Here is a 20,304-nt window from a genome sequence, read left to right as displayed (position 1 = left end):
TTGAAACGGTTACGGAAACATCACATCCTGCTGACGGATGCCTGCGGGTCAGACCGAGCGGGACGGCGACGTCGCACGGCGGCTGCCGCGAGGGGACCGGCCGGCGCTCTCGCCGGAGCGCTCGCCCGAGGAGGACCACACGGTCCGCGAGCCGCCGGACGCCCGAGCGCCGGAGCGCCCGCCGTCGGCGCGACCGGCACCGTCGGCGCGACCGGCACCGCCGGCCCGGCCCGCACCCCGGGAGCTACCAGCGCCGGACCGCCCGGCTCCGGCGGTGCGGGCGCCGCGAGGGGCCCCGCCCTCCGCCGGACCACCGGACCGGCCGGCGCCGCCGCGACGGCGACCACCGCCCGTCCCCTGCGGCTGGGCCACGGGCTTGCGCGACGCCGCGGCATGCGCCTTCTCGGCGCTCACGGCCGGGGCGAGCTCGCCCACGAGCGCGAGGACCTTGTCGTCGGTGGCACCGACGCGCACCGGGGCGGCGTCGATCTTCGCCGCGCGGGCGAGGGCGCGGAAGTCACCGCGCTGCTCGGGCAGGACGAGGGTGACGACGTCGCCGCCGTTGCCGGCCCGCGCCGTCCGCCCGGAGCGGTGCAAGTAGGCCTTGTGCTCGGCGGGCGGGTCGACGTGCACGACGAGGTCGATGTCGTCGACGTGGATGCCGCGAGCGGCGATGTCGGTGGCCACCATGACGCGCACGTCGCCGGAGGTGAACGCGTCCAGGCCCCGCTCGCGGGCGTTCTGCGAGAGGTTCCCGTGCAGCTCGACGGCCGGGATGCCGTTGGACGTGAGCTGGCGGGCGAGCTTCTTGGCCTGGTGCTTGGTGCGGGTGAACAGCAGCCGCCGCGAGCTGCCGGAGGCGAGGGCGTGCACGAGCTCGGTCTTCTCGGTGGCGTCACCGACGAGGAAGACGTGGTGCTCCATGGAGGTCACCGCGGACTCAGCCGGGTCGACGCTGTGCACGAGGGGCCGGTCGAGGAACTGCTTGACGAGCTTGTCCACGCCCCGGTCGAGGGTGGCGGAGAAGAGCAGCCGCTGCGTGCCCGCCGGGGTCGCGCGCAGGATCCGCGTGACCCCGGGGAGGAAGCCGAGGTCGGCCATGTGGTCGGCCTCGTCCAGGACGGTCACGGCGACGGCGTCGAGGACGACGTGGCGCTGACCCATGAGGTCCTCGAGCCGGCCGGGGGTGGCGACGACGATGTCGACGCCGCGGCGCAGCGTCTCGACCTGGCGGGTCTGGTTGACGCCACCGAAGATCGTCATGACCTTCAGCCCGGCGGCGGTGGCCAGCGGGGTGACGGTCTCGGCGATCTGGGTGGCGAGCTCACGCGTCGGGGCCAGCACGAGGCCGCGGGGACGGCCCGGCTGCGAGCGCCCGGGGATGGTCTCCCCGGACGGCACGAGGGCGGCCAGGCGGGCCACCAGCGGCAGCGCGAAGGCGAGCGTCTTGCCGGAGCCGGTGCGGCCCCGGCCGAGGACGTCACGCCCGGCGAGGGTGTCGGGCAGCGTCGCGGCCTGGATGGGGAACGGGGCGGCGATGCCGCGGGCGGTCAGGCTCGCCGTGAGCTTCTTCGGCACGCCGAGGGCGTCGAAGGAGGCGGGCGCAGAGGAGTTCTGGGGCACGAAGGGGTGCTTCTCTCAGTCAAAGAGGTCACCGCAGGCATCTCCGCTCACTCGTCATCGGCGGTGGACCCGCCGGCGCGGTGGCCGTGCAGTGCGATGTCGGGGCGCCGCAGTCGGGCGCTTCCCTGCCGCCAGTATGGCACGCCCGCGCCTCATCAGGGCCGATGGGCCGGCGAGGCGCCCGTCACGTCGCCCGAGCCGCGGCCGGCCGACGTAGGTTGGTGCCCGTGGGGTGGGAGAACCTGACCGGCCCGGACGCGGCGCTGTGGCACACCTGCGCCATGGCCGCCGCCCGCGCGGCGGGACGGACGCCGCACCCGCCCGCGGCCGTCCCCTCACCGGCCCGGCCCGGCCTCGACGACGGCGACGGCGAGGGCGAGGGCGAGGGCGAGGTGATGCTCGCGGCGGGACCGTTCACCCGGTACGTGCTCGCCGCCGGGGACGCGACGTACCAGAAGAGCTCGGCGTTCTTCTTCGCCACGGGCGCGGTGGGGCTGGCCGCCACCGCCGCGGTCGCGGTCGGCCAGGCGTGGGGCAACAGCCGCCGGAAGCGGCAGGCGGAGCGCGCGGCCCGGCCGCGGTGGGCCGAGGCGGGCGGCGGTCTCCTCACGGTCTCGACCCACGGCTTCTACCTCTCCGGCCCGCACGGGGTCTCGCCCTGGCCCTGGACGGCGGTGGACGCGTGCGAGGTGGGCCGCCGCGGTCTCGTGGACCTCACGGGCCGCTCGACCACCGGGCCGGTGCGCTGGCTGCTCGAGACCGACTGGGCGGAGCTCGTGTTCGCCTTGTGGGCCCTGGACCGCTACCCGGACCACCCCCGGCTCGCCGGCGGGGCCTGGCTGCCGCCGGGCTGGCTGGAGCGGGTCGCGGCCGAGATCGGGCCGCCGACGCTGCCCGGCCCGCCGCAGTGAGCCTGGGGCGCGCACCCACGGGACCTACCGGGCGGCCGGCCTCGCCGGCTGGGTGGCGCTACTCCCGCGTCGCCAGCGCGACGGCGGCGGAGACGAGGACGAGGCCGAGGACCTCACCCACACTCGGGACCTGCCGCAGGACGAGGAGACCGACGAGCAGCGACGTCGCCGGCAGCAGCGAGGTCAGCAGCGCGAAGGTCACCGCGGGCAGCCGGGTGAGCGCGACCTGCTCGATGGCGTACGGGACCAGGGAGGACAGCACGCCCACCCCGACCACGGCGAGCAGGAGCGCGGGGTCACCGATGACGCGTCCCACCGTCCCGGCCGCCACCGGGACGAAGACGAGCGCCGAGACGGGCATCGCCATCGACAGGGAGTCCAGCCCGCTGCGCCCGGCGGCGATGCGCCGGCCCAGGAGGATGTAGACCGCCCAGGACGCCCCGGCAGCGAGGGCGAGGGCCACCCCCGACGCGGTGCCCGGCGCGGACCAGTCCACCCCGAAGCCGCTGATCGCCAGCACCCCGCCGGCGGCGAGGACGAGCGCGAGACGGGCCCGCAGTCCGCGGCCGGTGAGGGCGGCGACGGCGACCGGCCCGAGGTACTCCAGGGACACGGCCGTGCCCAGGGGCAGGTGGGCGATGGCGCCGTAGAAGAGGAGGTTCATGCCGCCGAGCACGACCCCGAACAGCGCCGAGCCCGCGGCGGTGCGCCAGGTCCAGACCCGCCGCCAGGGCCGTCGCCACAGCAGGAGGAAGACGGCGGCGACGGCGATGCGCCACCAGGCGACGTCGGTGGGCGGCAGGACCGCGAAGAGCGAGACCGCGAGCGCGGCGCCGAGGTAGAGGCTGACCCCCGACGCCATGAACAGCGCCGGCGCGGGGACGACCGGTCGGCCCCGGCCGCCGTCGCCCCGGCCGCCGTCGCCCGAGCCGCCGGGTCCGGGGCTGCCGACCCCGGCGCCGCCGACCGCTCCCCCTGCCACCGGCCCGCCCGGGCCCTCCGCGTCGCTCACCCGAGGACCGCCGTGAGGGCCACGACCACCGCGACCGAGGCGATCGTCGTGATGAGGATGACCTCGCGGGCCAGGGCCACCGCCCGGCCGTAGCGCATGGCGTAGACGAAGACGTTCTGCGCGCTCGGCAGGGCGGCGACCACGACCGGGGCGAGGAGGGCGTCGCCGGTCAGGCCCGCCGCCCGGCCGAGGGCGTAGGCGAGTGCCGGGGCGACGAGCGACTTCAGGACCGCCGCGAGCCACATCGGCGCCCGCACCTCGCCGCGGCCGGGCAGCGGCGCCCCCCGCAGCGACAGCCCGAACGCGATGAGCATCACGGGGACGGCCATGTCGGCGAGGATGTCCACCGGCAGGAGGACGAGCTCGGGCAGCCGCACCCCGGTCAGCGCCACCACGAGACCTGCCCCGACTCCGATGACCAGCGGGTTGCGCAGGGGACCGGTGACCGCGTCGAGGCGGGAGACGCCGCGCCGTCCGGTCTGCCGGTCCAGGACGGTGAAGGCGACGGGGACCATCACGAGCAGCTGCAGGAGCAGGACCGGGGCGATGGCGGTCGCGTCGCCGACGGCGAACACGAGGATGGGGATGCCGAGGTTGCCGGCGTTGACGTAGCTCGCCGTCAGCGCGCCGATGGTCACCTCGGCGCCCCGGCGGCGCAGGAGCACCGCCGCGAGCAGGACGTAGAGCACCGCCATGGTCACCGCCGTGGCGACGGTGACCAGGGCACCGGTGGAGAACACGGCGCCGACGTCGGCGCCCGCGAGCGTGCGGAACATCAGCGCCGGCGTCGCGGCGAAGAACGTGAGCTTGCTCAGGACCCGGTCGGCGCCGGGACCGAGGACCTCGTGACGCGCCAGAAGGTAGCCCAGGGCGACGACGACGCCGAGGGAGAAGAAGCCGGTGAGCACCCCACCCACGCGCACCACTCCCCCGCCGACCTGGACCGGCGGTCATTGTTCCACCGCGTGGTCCTCAGCCGGGCAGGACGTCCACGCCGAGGCCGGCGTGGTCGGAGACCGGGAGGTGGTGCGGCCGGCCCGGACCGGCCGCTCGGACGCCGTCGCCGAGGAGGTGGTCGAGCTGGCGCCGGGGCCGGCGGTTGGTGAACGTCGGCGCCGTCGCCAGGGGGACCAGCCCGGCGACGGCGGCGACGTCGGCCGGGTCGAGGTTGAGGTCGCCGCCGAGGACGCGCGGTCCGGGGAGGGTGCTCAGCGCGGCGGCGGTGAGGGCGAGCTGGGCGCGGGCGGTCGCGGGCTCGACCGACAGGTGCGTGGTCAGCACCGTCACCGGACCGTCAGGGGTGTCCACGACCGCCGCGAGCGCCACCCGTCCCGCGTCGTACGCCGGAGCGCCTCCGTCGCGCCGTCGCAGGCCCGCGCCCCGCAGGCGCAGGACGTGCCACGACCGGACCGGGTGCCGGCTGAGGATCGCCACGCCGTATCCGGCTCGGCCGGCCCGCCAGCGCGCGGGCAGGAGCCCCGGGGCGGTCAGGCGCAGGCCGGTGGCCGAGCCGAGCAACGACGGGGCGAACCGGTGGTGGGGCAGGTCCAACGCCTCGGCGAGGAGCGCCGTCTGGTCGATCCGGCCGGAACGGCGCTGACCGCGGTCGACCTCCTGGAGGAGGACGACGTCGGGGCGGGCGGCCGCGACCTGCTCGGCGGCCGCGAGCAGGGCGCGGGACGGCCCGACGGGGCCCCGGCCCGGCGGGGCGGCCTCACCCACCGGTGCGCCGGCGACCGGCCGGCCGTGCTGGAGGTTGAGCGTGAGGAGGCGGATCACCGCTCGCCGTCGCGCTCCTCGAAGGTCAGGGAGACGGAGTTCATGCAGAAGCGGTCACCGGTGGGGGTCTGCGGGGCGTCCTCGAAGACGTGCCCGAGGTGCGAGCCGCACCGGGCGCAGCGGACCTCGGTGCGGACCATGCCGTGGGAGCGGTCCTCGACGAGCTCGACGGCGTCACTGTCCTGCGGGGCGTAGAAGCTGGGCCACCCGCAGTGGGCGTCGAACTTCGTCTCGGACCGGAACAGCTCGGCGCCGCAGCCGCGGCAGCGGTACACCCCCACCCGGTCCTCGGCGAGGAGCGCACCGGTGAAGGGCCGCTCGGTTCCGGCCAGGCGCAGCACCTGGTACTCGAAGGAGTCGAGCTCGGCGCGCCACTGCTCGTCGGTCTTCTCGACCCGGTCCGTCGTCATGGCTCCATGGTGCGTCACCGCGGGCCGGTCGTCACCTCGAGCCGCACTCACTCCGCGTCGCCGTCCGGTGCGCCGTCCTTGCCGTACAGCTCGCCGGCGCGGCCCTCGGTCGGCGTGCGGGGGGACTCCTCGGCCCGCTTGCGCTCAGCGGTGATCTCGCGCTCCTGGAGCACCTCCGCGCTCGGCCCCGTGAAGGCCCTGGCCCGCTCCTCGGCCTCCTTCGACCCGGTGAAGACGCTGGCCTCGTGGCCGGTGCGGGCCTCCCGCCCGACCGCCGGTAGATCCACCCGGTCGATGATCGAGGTGCGCCGGGGCGCCGACGGGTCGGCCCGGTCCACCGCGGGCGCGCCGCCGGCTCCGCGGGCGCCGCTGTGGTCCCCCGCCCCAGCGGCCTCGACCTCGCTGAGGTCGAGCACCCGCGTGGCGTCCGAGGACGGCCGGGCCCGCTCCTCCGCGGCCCGGCCGGGCAGCCCGCCGTGCTCGCGGGCGCGGCGGCGGTCCTCCCGGGCCGCGCGCCGTCGCGCCCGACGCGCCTCGGTCTCGCGACGACGACGCTCCTCGGGGTTCTCCTGCCGGGTCTGCGCGAGCGCCAGGGTGTCCGGCTCGGGCGTCTCGGCGCCGTCGAGGTCGGCCAGCTCGGTGAGCTCCTCGGCGAGCTCGCCGTAGAGCTCGCCCGCCCGGTCGTCGGTGGTCTCGACCCACTCCTCCATGGTGCGCTGGCGCGGCAGCGCGTAGGGCGCGTGGGTCTGGAGCCAGTCGACGAGGTTCTCGCGCACGTAGTACTTCAGGTCGGTCAGGGTCGGGGCGTCCTTGCCCGAGACGAGGGCGCGCACCCGGATGAGCCCACCGGTGGCGTCGTGAACCTGGAAGACCCCCACGCGCTTGTCCCACAGGTCCGAGCCCTCGAGCAGCCGCACGAGCTCGGCCCGCATCGCCGGGACGGGCACCCGCCAGTCCACGTCCAGCTCCACCGTGCCCAGGAGCGCGGGCGCCTGCCGGGTCCAGTTCTCGAACGGGGTGGTGGTGAAGTACGTCGAGGGCATGATCATGCGGCGGTCGTCCCACAGCCGGACGACGACGTAGGTGAGGGTGATCTCCTCGATGTAGCCGAACTCGCCCTCGACGATGACGATGTCGTCCACACGGATCGCGTCGGTGAAGGCCAGCTGGAGGCCCGCGATGAGGTTGCCCAGGGTGGTCTGCGCCGCGAGACCGGCGACGACCGAGACGATGCCGGCCGAGGCCAGCAGGCTCGCCCCCGCAGCGCGGGCGCCCGGGAAGGTCAGCATGGCGGCCGCGATCCCGAGGATGACGACGACGGCGAAGGCCACCCGTCGCAGCACCTGCGCCTGGGTCTGGACCCGCCGGTCCCGCCCGCTGGCGGCACCGCCACGGGCGCGGATGTGCTCGAGCGCGGCGTCCTCGACCACCCGGACCATCTGGGCGACGAACCACGTGCCGGCGGAGATGAGCAGGATCAACAGGACGTGCTGGGCCACCGCCCGCCAGCCGGGCTCGCGGATCCCGGTCGCGAGCGGGGCGCCGAGCACCAGCCCCACCCACGCGCCCGCGACGACGAGCATCGCCTGGAACGGCCGCCGGCCGCGCCGGGTGATGATCCCCGCGACCGGGTGCCGTCGGGCGAGGACCCGGGTGATGCCGGTGACGACGTAGGAGACGAGGAGACCGGCGACGACGCCGCCGGCCACCCACATCACCAGGGCGATGACGTCCACGGTGGTGTCGATCGTTGCGTCGATGGTCATGCTCATGGCGCCCAGGTTAGGTCCGGGCCCTGGGCGTGCGCTGAACGGTGCCTGGACGGCGCCGTCGTCCGCCCACGCTCTCGTGCCCACGCTCGCGGGCGGCGGGGTCAGCCGAGCTCCTTGCCGCGGGGTCAGCCGAGCTCCTTGCCGAGGAAGACCTGGACGTAGGGGTTGTCCTCGAAGGGCTCCGCCGGCCGGTAGCCGGCCGACTCGTACAGCGAGACCGCCTCGGTCAGCGCCTCGTTGACCGAGAGCACCACGCGGCGCCCGCCCAGGGCCCGTGCCCGGTTCTCCAGGGTCCGCAGGAGGAACCGGCCCAGGCCCTGCCCGCGGGCGTCGGGCACCAGCCACATCCGGCGCAGCTCGACCTCGCCGCCGGGCAGCAGCCGCACCCCGCCGCACCCGAGGACCCGGCCGGAGCCGAGCTCGGTGAGGAGCAGGAAGTCCCCCCTGGGCGGCGTCACGTCCGCGGGGTCGACCTGCTCGGTCAGCGCCGGGTCGAACCCGCCGGCGAAGCGCTCGTCCAGCTCGGCGAAGTACTGGACCAGCGCCCGCGCCGCCCGGTCGCTGGCCGCCTGGCCCTCGAGGATGCGCACGGGCGTGGCCGGTGCGGCGGTGCGCTCGGGAGTCGTCATCCGCCCATCGTGCCCCTGTTCGGCGAGCCTGCACACCCCTCTGGTCGCGCCGGGGGTCCGCCCCTAGTCTCAGGTCATGGGAGGGTCCCCCGCGGAGGCGGCGCAGCGACGTGACCTGCGCACGCCCGACGACAACGCCGCACCGGCCCGTCCGCGCATCTGCGTCCTGGCCCCGACCCCGCTGCTCGTCGTCGAGATCGCCGACTCCCAGGCCATCCCGGGGCGGACCTCCTCCCAGGCCGACATCCACCTCCACCCTGGCGGGCAGGGCCTGTGGGTCGCCCGCATGGCCGTCTCCCTCGGCGCGGACGTCACGGTGTGCGGGCCGTTCGGTGGCGAGATCGGCCCGCTCGTCGCCCAGATGCTCACCACGGAGAAGCTCACGATCCATGGCGTGACCTACAACGGCGGCAACGGCGCGTACATCCACGACCTGCGGGGCGAGGACCGCGAGACGGTCGCGCACATGCCACCCTTCGCCCTCAACCGCCACGAGCTCGACGACCTGTACGGCACCCTGCTCGTCGACGCCCTCGAGGCCGACGTCCTCGTCGTCACCGGCGCGGAGCCCGCGGACGTCCTGCCCGCGAGTTTCTTCGGCCGGATCGTCCGCGACCTGCGCTCCGCTGGCCGTGCCGTCGTCGCCGACCTCTCCGGCGAGGCCGCCGTCGCCGCCGCGAAGGCCGGACCCACGGTGCTGAAGATGAGCCACGAGGAGATCCTGGCCGCCGGCCTCGCCGCGGACCCCGAGCCCGCCTCCCTCCTCGCCGCGGCCCGCGCGCTGGTGGACCACGGGGTCGGGGCCATGGTCGTCTCGCGAGCCCAGGAGCCCGCCCTCCTCGTCACCGCCGACGGCGCGCACCTCGCCGAGGGGCCGGTGATGACCCCGCTGGACCACCGCGGGGCCGGTGACTCGATGACCGCGGGCATCGCCGTCGGCCTGGGCCGGGGCCTGGACATCGCCGACGCGGTGCGCCTGGGCGCGGCCGCGGGAGCGCTCAACGTCACCCGCCGGGGCCTCGGCACCGGCCGCAAGGACCAGATCGAGCGGTTCGCCCAGCGGATCAGCATCGAGGAGATGTCCCTCTAGACAGCGCCGGCGTCGGCGCTCGGACGGAAAGGAGATGGTCCCCGGTGCGGGTTCTCGTCACCAACGACGACGGCATCGCCTCGCCCGGCCTCACCGTCCTCGCCCAGGTGGCGCTGGACGCCGGGCACGAGGTAGTCGTCGCGGCCCCGCACCGTCAGTACTCCGGTGCGTCGGCGGCCCTGACCGCCCAGGAGGAGGACGGGCACCTCGTGCTCGTCGAGGGCCGGCCGCCGGGCCTGCCCGACGGCGTCGAGGCGTTCGGGGTCAAGGCTGCCCCCGCACTCATCACGTTCGTGGCCTCCTTCGGCGCGTTCGGCCCCCGGCCGGACGTCGTCCTCAGCGGCATCAACCTCGGCGCCAACACCGGCCGGGCCACCCTGCACTCGGGAACGGTGGGCGCCGCCCTGTCGGCGACCTCCCACGGGATCCGGGCGATGGCGGTCTCGATCGCGTCGGGCAAGCCCCAGCACTGGGACACCGCCGGGCTCGTCACAGCCCGCGCCTACGCCTGGCTCGTCGCGGAGCCGTTCCACGAGCGGGTCCTCAACATCAACGTGCCCGACGTCGCGCCGGACCGGCTCCGCGGGCTGCGGGCCGCCTCGCTCGCCAGCTTCGGCGCGGTCCAGGCCCGGGTCAAGGAGGTCGGCACCGGCTACGTCCAGCTCACCTACTCCGGCGTCGAGGCCGAGGACGAGCCCGGCACCGACCACTACCTCCTGGCGCGCGGCTGGGCCACGGCGACCATGGTCCGCGCCCCCGTCGACGACGACGACGGGCTGACCCTGCCCTCGTTCACCGCGGCCGACGCCGCCGCGGCCGGCACGACCGGGCCGCTCGTCGACGTCGGCAAGGGTGCGGTGATGTCCACGGGCGCGGACCGCCCCTCCGGGGAGATCGCCGAGGAGGACGACGCCTGAGGAGGAGGCGCCTCAGGACCAGCCGAGATCGTGCAGCCGGGCGTCGTCGATGCCGAAGTGGTGGGCGACCTCGTGGACGACGGTGATCGCGACCTCCTCGACGACCTCCTCGGCGCTCTCGCACAGCCGCAGGGTGGGGCCGCGGAAGATGGTGATGCGGTCCGGCAGAGAGCCCGCCGCCCACCAGGAGTCCCGCTCCGTCAGTGGGGTCCCCTCGTAGATGCCCAGGAGGTCCTCGTCCTCGCTGCCCTCGAGCTGCTCCGCGGTGGGCTCGTCCTCCACGAGGACGACGACGTTGTCCATCTGCTCGGTCAGCTCGACCGGGATGAGGTCGAGCGCCTCCGCCACGGCCTCATCGAAGGCCTCCTGCGTCATGTCCACCACGGGCACCATCCTGCCCTGCCCGGTGCTCAGGCGACACGGTCCGGCGCACCGCGCCCCGCACGTGACCAGGAGCACACGGCCGCCAATTTTGCTCCTGGGGGTCCCTTCCCCGTATGCTGTCGGAGGTCTTGGGGCGCTGCGGCGTCACGGGCGTCCAGCACAACGGGCCCCCATCGTCTAGCGGCCTAGGACCCCGCCCTTTCACGGCGGTAGCACGGGTTCGAATCCCGTTGGGGGTACGCACCACCAGCAGGACGGCACGGCACGTACGATCAGCACCAGGTAGTACCAGGCTCCACGCCTCACACGAGGCCCCGTAGCGCAGTTGGTTAGCGCGCCGCCCTGTCACGGCGGAGGTCGCGGGTTCAAGTCCCGTCGGGGTCGCCGGTACGGACGCCCGGTCCGAGAGGACCGGGCGTTCGTGTCAGGGCTCTGTAGCTCAGTTGGTAGAGCGTTCGACTGAAAATCGAAAGGTCACCGGATCGACGCCGGTCGGAGCCACCGCAGAAGGCCCCGCACGTGAGTGCGGGGCCTTCGTCGTTCCGCCAGCCGTTCTCCCTGGTCAGACACCCTTTCTAGGGTGGCCCTACGGGTCCCGGGGCCTCGGCACCGAGGCGCTGACGGCGCTCACAGACCCGGCCCCGCACGGCGCTGTGCCATATCTGTGCCATATCCGCCGGTGGTGACGCGGTCGAACACCGCACCCGCGCGCCGGGCGACGCCCTCGCGTGCACGGGAGTAGCGCTCGGTGACCTGCAGGCTGGAGTGCCCGAGCACCGCCTGCACGTCGGGTGCGGAGGCGCCGGCGTCGAACAGGATGGTGGCGAACGTGTGGCGCAGATCGTGCACGCGCAGGTCGGGGCGGTCGAGCGCCGTCCTGATCGTCGCCCAGTTCACCGCACGGCGGAAGTTCGCCGCGACGAGCCGGCCGCCGTTCGGCCCGGAGAACAGCAGGTCGTCAGGCCCCTTGCCCTTCATGGCCTTGTCCACGAACGGGAGGAACGCCTGGACGATCGGCACCTGTCGTTCCTTGTGGCTCTTCGGGCTCTGCTCGATGAGCTCGCCGTTCAGGCCGGGCGAGAAGCTGCGGCTGACGCGCAACACGCCCTGCGTGAGGTCGACGTCGCGCACCCGGATGGCGGTCGCCTCACCCGCCCGCATGCCGGTGTACACGAGGGCGGCTGCGTAGCGCCGATAGACGCCGGCCGGGATCAGCTCGAGCATCGTCGTCACCTGCGGCATGGTCAGCGCCCGGGAGGTGGGAGAGGTCGAGGCGTCCTGCGTCGGGCGCCTGATCTCGCGCGCCGGGTTGTAGTCGATGATCCGCGCCCGGCGCGCGGCGTCGAGCAGGCGGCTGATGAGGGCGAGCGAGTCGACCTTGGTCGAGGGTGAGCAGTCCCACCCGGCCATCGCCGTCTCGATCAGCGGTGAGGTGATCGCTTCGAGCTTCAGGTGCCCGAGCGTCGGCTGCACCCGTCGGCGCCACGCGACGGCGTAGGCGCGCGCAGTGCCCGGTCGCACCGATGCCCCGATCGCCGGCCAGTGCCGCTCGTGCCACTGGGTGAGCGTCATCGCGCCGTTCGGGTTCTTCCCGGCGACGGCGTTGGCGAGCTCCTTCTTCGCCTCGCCCAGCGTGCGGAACGTGCGTGCGCGCTCGGCCCAGTTGCCATAGAGGTCAGGCACCAGCACGCGAATCTGGTAGCGCTGCCGATCTTCGCGCCAGCGGATGCCCTCGGGCAGCGGCCTACCGGTGCGCGGGTCGAGCCGGAGCGGGGAGTCCTTCGCCGGCCGGCCGGCCATCAGCGTCTCGTCCCGCCGACATCGAGGAACTCGGCGATCGTGTCCGCACGCCAGAGCTTGTGCTTGCCGACCTCCGCATCGGGTTCGGGGATCAGACCCTCGCGGCGCAGCTTGTCGAACGTCGGCACTGGCACCCGGCATCGGGCAGCCGCCTCGGCGCGCGTGAGGTAGTCCGTCTTCGTCGCCTCGGTCATGCCGGTTCCTCTCATCGAGTCCAGGTCAACTTCGCCAGCAACTAACGTTCGTGCCAATACCTGACATTGAAGCACCTCCGTTCACGTCCTTGCAAGCACATGAGATAAGTTCCTGTTCCGGATAGTGTGGTGCGCATGGCACTTCCGACAGCCCGCCCCTGGGATCAGGCCGCCGACGGCATGCTCACCCAGTCCGACCTGCCTGCGGGTTGGCACCTCGCCGCCCGCTTTCCCGGCGAGCGCGCCGACGATGCCAGCGGCGAGATCGACCGTGTGCTCGGCTACGACGACCAGGCGGCGGGCGACGACGCCGCCGAGTCCGAGCAGAACGCGACCACTGAGGGGCGCTGGCGCTACATCGAGCACGAGGCCACCGCGACGCGCGTGATGATCCGCCTGCAGCGACAGCTCTACGCCACCCCGGAAGAGGTGCGGATCACCGGCGTGATCTACCTACCGTGGCGACCGGGCGACCCCATCACCAGCCACCTGCTGCGAGAACTCCCGACCGCGAAGATCGAGGCAGCGATCAACAAGCGGCTCTTCGCCATGAAGCGCGTCACCACGGTGACCGGCGACAAGATCATCCTCCCGAGCGGGCGAAAGGTCAGCGACCGCGAACTACTGAAACCGCTCGGCAACCCCAAGCGGGTGCCCGACTTCTACGAGCTCGTCGCACTCCAGCACGGCAAGCTCTCCGGCCAGGGCGACGAGAATCCCTCAGCAACGATGGCGCAAGTCAACGGCGTCGCCCTCAGCACCGCGCAGGGCTGGGTCGCGAAGGCCCGCAGTCGTGGGTTGCTCCCGCCAGGCCGCCGCGGTCGCGCTGGTTAGCGTAGGCGGTCGAGCCCACGGGAGTCGCGTATCGGACAGCGTGAGTCCTTCGGGGTCAACCGCTGATGGCCTGGAGGTGTGACATCCCTCGGCCTGCCCGTCGCGCTGATTGACCATGACCGCTCCAAACTGGTCTTGCGGTAAAGGCGCTCATTCAATTAAAAGCAGCCGCGCAACTAGTTAGCATATGGCGGTTCGTGCGGCGCGCTCCGGAGAGTAGTTCCGAGGCGGTACGGCCCCGGGGCCGAGGCTCGCTTACTCGGCGTGCTGCTGGCCAGAGCCAGCAAAGTCCTCGAGGTCGGATGCGGCACCGGCAGTCGCACTCGTCCAATGCACCGCCTTGCCGTGTAGGCCTCTGGGTGCATTGCGTACGGTCGCCGCAGTCGTCGTGTCGGCGCCGGTCGAGAAGTAGGCCAGGAACGCCCTGACACGTCGGTCCACGGCCACGCGTGCCAGCAACACCGGGTCCACGTCCTGCACCGAGTTCCTGCGTGAACCGCGCGACCGGGCCTGGCCGTGACGAATCAGGCGGCTCCCTGCCGGCGCCTACTCCGTGATCGCCGCCACGGCGCGGCGCGAGCTGCTCGGACGAGGTCATCGCCGCTGAGACGTGGACACCATGCACGTCGTCGGCGCTTCAGCGCCTACCGCCCCCGCAGCGTCAAATCACTTAGCCAGACCGACAGAGTGGCGACTACCTGCCATGGCAGCAAGTTCTCCCTCGTTCGGTCATGCGCCCTGGTACTTTCGCAGAGAGAGTTCTGCAGATGGTTCGCTGTAGTGAGGAGGGCATGTGCGTCGGGAAGCGGCAGATGGAGCACGAAAACTGCGAGCTATGAGCCATCCGCTACGCAGTCAGATGGTTGATCTGCTGGCTCAGGCCCCATCGACAGCCACCGAGCTGGCTCGTCGACTAGGTGTCACATCCGGCACAACGAGTTACCACCTGCGTGAGCTTGAAAAGGCAGGCCTCATCATCGATCTGAGGGACCACGGAACGGGCAGAGACCGCGTCTGGTTTTCACCGTTTGCGGCCCGGAACTACGGCTGGTCAGACCTTGAGTCCATGGGAGCGACTGGAGGCCGTGAGTACCGCCATGCCTGGCTGGATCTAAGGTTCCGTTCTGCTGCTGAGTTTCAGGACCGCGTCGCGCGCGGCGAGGAGCCTGAGGAATGGCGTAAGGGCCCCGTAGACGTCAACGCGATGATGCGCATGACGTCAGAGGAACTACGCGTCTTCACCCAGGAAATGCAAGAACTCATGGCTCGCTGGATCACCCGCCGGGACTTGGTCAAGGGAGCTGAGTCGGATACTCGCGTGGTCGACGTCCAGTTCCGCGCCTTTCCGGTGGCCCTTGCCCCGCAAAGCGCCAGCCGCGACGACGGGCGTGACGATGTGAGAGGCTCCTGATGTCTACCATCAACGCCAAGACTGGTCGCTCACTGGGCCGCCGGTTTCGTCAGCTGCTGGCTGCGACGATCTCCTCCAATGCTGCGGACGGCATTGTCATGGTGATTCTTCCTCTCCTTGTCCTGCGCATAACTACGGACCCCTTAGCGGTGTCGGCAGCAAGGATCGCCGCTTACGTTCCAGCCGTCCTGCTGTCGATCGTTGTAGGCACGATCGTCGACACCTCCTCGAGGCGCGGTCTCATGGCCGCATCCAACATCATTCGCGCGGGGCTCCTCGCGTGTCTGGGTGTCGCGATCTGGCAGGACAGCCTCGCGCTATGGATGATCATCGTGGCCGCACTCGGGTTCGCAGCGTTCGAGGGCATCCACGACACCGCGACGACAACGACCGTTCCCGACCTCGTTGATTCCGGCGACCTTGAGCGGGCGAACGGTCGAATCGTGACCGGGCAGCAGGTGACCCAGGGCTTCATAGCGGCTCCGGTTGGGACCATTTCGCTCGCCATGTTCGCACCCTTGCCCACCGGCATCTCCATGGCACTGCTTCTGTTCGGCGTGGCCATGATCTTCCGGGCCGTTCCGCGGCACCAGAGCGGTCCGCCCGGCGCGACCGATGATCACAATCCCTTCACACTCTGGCAACGGACGCAGGAAGGGCTGTCATATCTGCATCAGTCTCGCACCCTGCGGCGCCTGGCTCTGGTCAGCCCCTTGGTCATCGGGATTTTCGCGCTCGCGCAAGGAACCTACATCTACTACCTCGTCCAGGTGCTGGACGTACCCGAAGCTCTCGTGGGAGTTCTAGCGGTGCCCCCTGCGCTCGGTGCCATAGCCGGAGCCACCACAGTCAGCAAAGTCACCGCGCGGTTCGGCACGTTCCCCATCATGTCCGTAGTCCTCCTCGGCCAAGGCTTCGCCCTTGCCGGCGCGAGCGTTGTTCCGCCGAACGCAACTGGATGGATCATTTTCGCGAGTCTGTCTGCGAGCATGGCTGTGTTAGCCGCGTGGTGGAACGTTCTTGTGGCGACCGCGCGCCAACGCCTGGTCCCTCGGCGCCTGCTGGGGCGAGTGTCGGGCGTCATCTTCACCTTCGTGGCCATAGCCAGCCCCATAGGAACCCTGGCGTCAGGCCTCCTCGCGCGCGTTGACGGCCGCCTCCCGTGGCTTGTCGCAGGAATCGGCATGGCAATGATCGCGGTCTTGGCCCGACCCCTCCTTCGAGATATCGCTCAGCACACTGGCCGCCCCGACCACCACACCGAATCGTTTCAGGGAAGGAGGTGAGATAACGATGCTGATCGACATCACAGCGGAGACCGCGGAGGCCGAACGCTCCGGCAACGGCGACTGCATGAACCTGGGCTGCATGTAGCCGACCGCGCAACAACGTCCTATCCGGTGGGGGTCGCCACAAGAATCGACGACCCCCACCGGTCGCCCCGTCCAACGGGAACTCACACCGACTGCAACGACGAAGGAGTCGATCCAGGTGCTCACCGTAAGCAGATACTTGACAATCTCGGAAACCGACTTTACAAGTGCGCAAGGCGTCGCCCTTCGTCCCGCATATCTCGCGACGACCGGCCGACTGTACATGATCGACAAGGACACGGCAGAAGCACTGAATGACGAAAGCGGTTTTGAGCGCAAGATACGCCCCGATGTGCTCGAGGACCTCATTGACGCGGGCGCCGTAATTCCGGACTCGGTAGACGAGCTCGAGGTGATACTCGAGGAGAACCGAAGAGCCATCGCGGAGAACCGGACGAGGACGTTCGTCATAATGCCGACGTCGTATTGCAACCTCGGGTGTTCTTACTGTGGCCAGGCGCATACCAAGGCGACATTACGGGGATCTCACCGCTCAGGCCTGGTGCGCAGAATCATTGGGGAGATCGAGTCTGGCTGCTATGACGGGATTGCTCTGAACTGGTTCGGCGGGGAACCGTTGATGGGCTACGCCAACATCAGGGACATCGCCCGGCAGATCGTGCCCCTAGCAGGCGATAGAGGGCTCTCCTACTGGTCGCAGATGGTAACTAATGGGGTGCTCCTCGACGCTCGTCAGTTGGACACGCTTTACCACGACTGCCGCGTGTCATTCTTTGAAATCACGCTGGACGGAACGTCGCACGACCTGCTCCGCCCCAAGAAGGCAGGTGGTGAAAGCCTTGACCACATCGTGAACTTCCTCTCCTGGGCAGTTCGCCAGCCGCAGTACGAAGACCTCCGGATCAGCATCAGGACCAATGTCTCACCTGCTAACCGAGGTGAGGCGGCAGAGTTCGCCAGGACCATGGCTGAGAGAGGCCTCGGGCACGACAAGGTTTCGTTCTATGCCGCCCCGATTCACTCATGGGGTAACGACATAAGTGCATTGGAACTGGGCAAGACGGCATACGGAAACGTGGAACTCGAGTGGCTGCAAGCCTATCGGGATGCGGGACTAAATTGCCCGTCGCTGGTTCCGACGCAGCGGAAGAAGATTGTCTGCATCGCTATGCAGACGAGTGCTGAGGTAATCACATCAAGCGGTGAAGTGTTCTCCTGCACGGAGCAACCCTTGGTTCCAGGGTACGAGAACACGGCCGTCGGAAACGTGAGCAGCCTGCGGATTGGTAGGCGACCGGCTGGACTGTATGAGACCTGGAACGACGAGATCTCGTCAGGGAACTACTCTTGCGCAACGTGCGCCATTCTTCCCGTGTGCGGCGGTTCATGTCCGAAAGCGTGGGCCGAGGGCAACCCGCCGTGCCCGGCAACGAAATTCAATCTTTCCTCGAAGTTGGACATGTACGCCTCAACGCACGGCTTTGAGCGACCGTGACTACCTGCGTTCCGCAGCTGATCGGGGTTCTGGGACACGGTTCGGGGTGAAGGTGCAGGTGAGCCGGTTTCGGCCTGCTGCAACGGTCCAGTACCCCTAGTGACACGAATTGGGCGTGTCGAGCAACACGCGTGCGCCAATCGGCCGCTACTGTGGTGACATGTTCATGCGGACGTCGTCGCGGCGGAACAAGGACGGCTCGGTGGTGCGCTACCTCCAGCTCGCGCACAACGAGTGGGACCCGGGCACGAAGTCGGCGAAGATGCGGGTGCTGTACAACTTCGGCCGCACCGACCAGGTCGACCGGGCCGCGATCGAGCGGCTGATCGCCTCGTTGACCAAGACCTTGGACCCCGACCCGGTCGCGGCGCAGGGTGGTGACGGGCCGGCCGGGCTGGCGTTCGAGTCCTCCCGGCCGCTGGGCGGGGCGTGGGTGCTGGACCACCTGTGGTCCCAGCTCGGCATCGGCAAGGCGATGGGGAAGCTGCTCGCGGGCGGGCGGCGGGAGCCCGTGACGGAGCGGGTGTGCTTCGCGCTGGTGGCCAACCGGGCGCTGGCGCCGTCCTCCAAGCTCGCCGCCGCGTCCTGGGTCGGGGCCGACGTCCACATCCCCGGCCTGCCCGAGGTTTCCGACGACGCGTGCTACCGGGCCATGGACTGGCTGCTCTCGGTCGAGGACACCCTGGCCAAGACGGTGTACGACAACGTCGCGGACCTGCTCAACCTCGAGGTCGACCTGCTCTTCTTCGACACCACCTCCATCTACTTCGAGACCGAGAGCGCCGACGAACCGGTGTGGCGCGACCAGACCGGCCAGCGCCTGGACGAGGACGCCGGCGCGGAGACGGCGCCGGCGGGGGCGGTGAAGGCGACGGGGTTCCGCACGTACGGCAAGTCCAAGGACCACCGCGAGGACCTGCCCCAGGTCGTCATCGGGATGGCCGTGACCCGCACCGGGATCCCGGTGCGGGTGTGGTCCTGGCCGGGCTACACCGCCGACTCGGCGCTGATCCGCCAGGTCAAGGACGACATGGCCCAGTGGAACCTCGGCAAGGTCGTCTGGGTCGCCGACCGCGGGTTCACCTCAGCGGAGAACCGCCGCTACCTCCAACGCGCCGGCGGCGGGTACATCCTGGGCGAGAAGCTGCGCTCCGGGTCGGCCGAGGCCACCGCAGCCCTGTCCCGCCAGGGCCGGTACCAGGAGGTCACCGGCAACCTGCGCGTCAAGGAGGTCCGCCTGGGCGACGGGGACCGGTTCGTCATCGCCCACAACCCCGACCAGGCCGTCCGTGACGCCGCGATCCGCGCCGAGCTGGTCGCCCGCCTTCAGGAGATGATCGCCGGCACCGACAAACTCTCCGTGACCAAGCGCGCGCAGCTGCGCGGGGCCATCTCGACCAAACCGGGCCTGAACCGCTACCTGCGCGTGAGCGCCGGCGGGCTGCTGCGGGTCGACCGGGCCGCGATCATCGCCGAGGCCAAGCTGGACGGGAAGTACCTGCTACGCACCAACGAGCCCACCCTGTCCGCCGAGGACCTCGCCCTGGGCTACAAGCAGCTCCTCGAGGTCGAGCGCGGCTGGCGCGACATGAAGCAGATCCTCAACCTGCGCCCGGTCCACCACCGCCTCGAGGACCGCATCCGCGCCCACGTCATCCTGTGCTGGCTCGCCCTACTCCTGATCCGCATCATCGAGACCACCACCACCCAGACCTGGACAGGCGTCCGCGCCGAGATGCAGCGCCTGCACCTCGGGCAGTTCACCGGCCCGGCCGGCACCTACCGCCAGACCACCACCCCCACCACCGCCCAGCGGCAGATCCTCACCGCCCTCCAGGTCCCCACACCCCCACGGATCCTGGACCTGACCACGCCCTGAGCCCACCAGGGCCCACCCCGACGAGGCCGCCCCCTAGTGACACGCCATGTCACCGCTCAACCATCCAAACCCGCAGGTCAGACCCCACAACCGGCCACCTAGCACTCACCTCAGCTGCGGAACCCAGGGACTAGGAAGGGCTGCAAAGATACGCGTGTGCTCGCCGCCCGACGGGTCGCGCAAGACCTGGTCCGAGCTCTACAACCTCGGGTTCCCATCATCAGTGGAAAAGCCGGGCAGACCGGCAACCACCTCACGCCCGAGAACCACCACCGCCGTGTCCCGACCAGCATCAAGGAGCGAGCCGCGGGCCATCGGTGGATTCTCAATGACTTTGTCAAGCCGTTTGGGCCATCGGTTCTCGCGAGGGTGGGGCGAGTTCGAAGGGTCGGTTGTCGCGGAGCAGGGCCCATAGGACGTCGACGCGTCGGCGCGCCAAGGCGATGAGCGCTTGGACGTGCCCGTGGCCTTGTCCGCGCTTCTTGAGGTAGTAGTCGCGGTTGGGGCCCTCGCGCATCATGGCGGCTGAGGCGGAGAGGTAGAACACTCTGCGCAGCTTGCGCGAGTAGCGCATCGGCCGGTGCAGGTTCCCGGTGCGCCGGCCAGAGTCCCGCGGGACCGGGACAAGCCCGGCGGCCGAGGCGAGCCGTCCGGCGTTCGCATAGGCGGCAAGGTCCCCTGCGGCGGCTACCAGCTCGGCACCGAGGATCGGTCCCATGCCGGGCAGGGACTCGATGATCTCGGCCTGGGGGTGCGCGCGGAAGGTGGTGGTGATCCGGGCGTCGAGGTCGGAGATCCGCGCGCCGAGCGCCAGGAGCTGAGCCCTGATC

General features: G+C 71.0%; 18 protein-coding genes, 3 tRNA genes and 1 pseudogene. 11 read left to right on the top strand and 11 right to left on the bottom strand.

Going from position 1 to position 20,304, the window contains the following annotated elements; translation table 11 throughout:
- Positions 1–48: 48 nt before the first annotated feature.
- On the bottom strand, positions 49–1,623 hold the full coding sequence (locus tag EDD32_RS08855) for a DEAD/DEAH box helicase (RefSeq protein WP_123916747.1): 1,575 nt from the start codon (positions 1,621–1,623) through the stop codon (positions 49–51).
- A gap of 227 nt (positions 1,624–1,850) precedes the next feature.
- Here EDD32_RS08855 and EDD32_RS08845 point away from each other — a divergent pair, with 227 nt between their 5' ends.
- Entirely contained in the window at positions 1,851–2,534 is a 684-nt protein-coding gene (locus tag EDD32_RS08845) for a hypothetical protein (protein ID WP_170175258.1), read from the top strand.
- 58 nt (positions 2,535–2,592) lie between these two features.
- Here the strand turns inward: EDD32_RS08845 and EDD32_RS08840 are convergent, their stop codons facing one another.
- The 6 genes from EDD32_RS08840 to EDD32_RS08810 form a co-directional block, all read right to left on the bottom strand.
- A complete protein-coding gene (locus EDD32_RS08840; RefSeq protein WP_246006052.1) occupies positions 2,593–3,546 on the bottom strand; it encodes an EamA family transporter in 954 nt (317 codons plus the stop codon).
- Positions 3,543–4,463, bottom strand: a complete 921-nt coding sequence (locus EDD32_RS08835) for an AEC family transporter (protein WP_123916741.1) — start codon at positions 4,461–4,463, stop codon at positions 3,543–3,545. The genes EDD32_RS08840 and EDD32_RS08835 overlap by 4 nt, the downstream gene beginning before the upstream one ends.
- A 55-nt stretch (positions 4,464–4,518) precedes the next feature.
- Positions 4,519–5,325 carry an endonuclease/exonuclease/phosphatase family protein gene (locus tag EDD32_RS08830; protein ID WP_246006051.1) on the bottom strand — a complete coding sequence of 269 codons (807 nt, stop codon included), beginning with the start codon at positions 5,323–5,325 and terminating at the stop codon, positions 4,519–4,521.
- A complete protein-coding gene (gene msrB / locus EDD32_RS08825) occupies positions 5,322–5,735 on the bottom strand; it encodes a peptide-methionine (R)-S-oxide reductase MsrB (protein WP_123916739.1) in 414 nt (137 codons plus the stop codon). Before msrB ends, EDD32_RS08830 begins: the two co-directional genes overlap by 4 nt.
- Positions 5,736–5,782: 47 nt before the next feature.
- Positions 5,783–7,507 (bottom strand): mechanosensitive ion channel family protein, encoded by a 1,725-nt coding sequence (locus EDD32_RS19130; protein ID WP_211338778.1) that lies wholly within the window; start codon positions 7,505–7,507, stop codon positions 5,783–5,785.
- Between the two features lie 125 nt (positions 7,508–7,632).
- Positions 7,633–8,136: a GNAT family N-acetyltransferase gene (locus tag EDD32_RS08810; protein WP_123916737.1), complete on the bottom strand. Its 504-nt coding sequence runs from the start codon at positions 8,134–8,136 to the stop codon at positions 7,633–7,635.
- A gap of 76 nt (positions 8,137–8,212) precedes the next feature.
- Here EDD32_RS08810 and EDD32_RS08805 point away from each other — a divergent pair, with 76 nt between their 5' ends.
- Positions 8,213–9,226: a 1-phosphofructokinase family hexose kinase gene (locus tag EDD32_RS08805; protein WP_123916735.1), complete on the top strand. Its 1,014-nt coding sequence runs from the start codon at positions 8,213–8,215 to the stop codon at positions 9,224–9,226.
- A gap of 44 nt (positions 9,227–9,270) precedes the next feature.
- Complete coding sequence (surE, locus tag EDD32_RS08800) at positions 9,271–10,143, top strand: 5'/3'-nucleotidase SurE (protein ID WP_123916733.1); 873 nt, start codon at positions 9,271–9,273, stop codon at positions 10,141–10,143.
- A 12-nt stretch (positions 10,144–10,155) separates the two neighbouring features.
- On the opposite strand, the gene EDD32_RS08795 is transcribed toward surE, so the two are convergent.
- Complete coding sequence (locus EDD32_RS08795; protein ID WP_246006267.1) at positions 10,156–10,518, bottom strand: metallopeptidase family protein; 363 nt, start codon at positions 10,516–10,518, stop codon at positions 10,156–10,158.
- Positions 10,519–10,693: 175 nt separating this feature from the next.
- Between EDD32_RS08795 and EDD32_RS08790 the strand changes: the two genes are divergently transcribed.
- The 3 genes from EDD32_RS08790 (at position 10,694) to EDD32_RS08780 (ending at position 11,028) form a co-directional block, all read left to right on the top strand.
- Positions 10,694–10,766: transfer RNA gene (locus EDD32_RS08790), tRNA-Glu, on the top strand.
- A 71-nt stretch (positions 10,767–10,837) separates the two neighbouring features.
- A tRNA-Asp gene (locus EDD32_RS08785) sits at positions 10,838–10,911 on the top strand.
- Positions 10,912–10,955: 44 nt separating this feature from the next.
- Positions 10,956–11,028: transfer RNA gene (locus tag EDD32_RS08780), tRNA-Phe, on the top strand.
- A gap of 126 nt (positions 11,029–11,154) precedes the next feature.
- Here EDD32_RS08780 and EDD32_RS08775 read toward each other — a convergent pair.
- Entirely contained in the window at positions 11,155–12,327 is a 1,173-nt protein-coding gene (locus EDD32_RS08775) for a tyrosine-type recombinase/integrase (RefSeq protein ID WP_170175257.1), read from the bottom strand.
- On the bottom strand, positions 12,327–12,521 hold the full coding sequence (locus EDD32_RS18795; RefSeq protein ID WP_170175256.1) for a MerR family transcriptional regulator: 195 nt from the start codon (positions 12,519–12,521) through the stop codon (positions 12,327–12,329). Before EDD32_RS18795 ends, EDD32_RS08775 begins: the two co-directional genes overlap by 1 nt.
- 135 nt (positions 12,522–12,656) lie before the next feature.
- Here EDD32_RS18795 and EDD32_RS08770 point away from each other — a divergent pair, with 135 nt between their 5' ends.
- The 5 genes from EDD32_RS08770 (at position 12,657) to EDD32_RS08750 (ending at position 19,474) form a co-directional block, all read left to right on the top strand.
- On the top strand, positions 12,657–13,355 hold the full coding sequence (locus EDD32_RS08770; protein ID WP_123916727.1) for a hypothetical protein: 699 nt from the start codon (positions 12,657–12,659) through the stop codon (positions 13,353–13,355).
- Between the two features lie 835 nt (positions 13,356–14,190).
- Positions 14,191–14,766 (top strand): helix-turn-helix domain-containing protein, encoded by a 576-nt coding sequence (locus tag EDD32_RS08765; RefSeq protein WP_123916725.1) that lies wholly within the window; start codon positions 14,191–14,193, stop codon positions 14,764–14,766.
- A complete protein-coding gene (locus EDD32_RS08760) occupies positions 14,766–16,052 on the top strand; it encodes an MFS transporter (RefSeq protein WP_123916723.1) in 1,287 nt (428 codons plus the stop codon). Before EDD32_RS08765 ends, EDD32_RS08760 begins: the two co-directional genes overlap by 1 nt.
- A 205-nt stretch (positions 16,053–16,257) precedes the next feature.
- Positions 16,258–17,595 carry a radical SAM/SPASM domain-containing protein gene (locus EDD32_RS08755; protein WP_123916721.1) on the top strand — a complete coding sequence of 446 codons (1,338 nt, stop codon included), beginning with the start codon at positions 16,258–16,260 and terminating at the stop codon, positions 17,593–17,595.
- Positions 17,596–17,755: 160 nt separating this feature from the next.
- On the top strand, positions 17,756–19,474 hold the full coding sequence (locus EDD32_RS08750; protein ID WP_123916719.1) for an IS1634 family transposase: 1,719 nt from the start codon (positions 17,756–17,758) through the stop codon (positions 19,472–19,474).
- Between the two features lie 337 nt (positions 19,475–19,811).
- On the opposite strand, the pseudogene EDD32_RS08745 reads toward EDD32_RS08750, so the two are convergent.
- A pseudogene (locus EDD32_RS08745) lies at positions 19,812–20,303 on the bottom strand (transposase); the annotation flags it as partial.
- Position 20,304: the final 1 nt, after the last annotated feature.

The organism is Georgenia muralis (assembly GCF_003814705.1).
In the GTDB taxonomy this organism is placed as follows: Bacteria; Actinomycetota; Actinomycetes; order Actinomycetales; family Actinomycetaceae; genus Georgenia; species Georgenia muralis.
The sequence above is the reverse complement of the archived record's forward strand: the minus strand, read 5'-3'. Positions and strand labels throughout refer to the sequence as shown.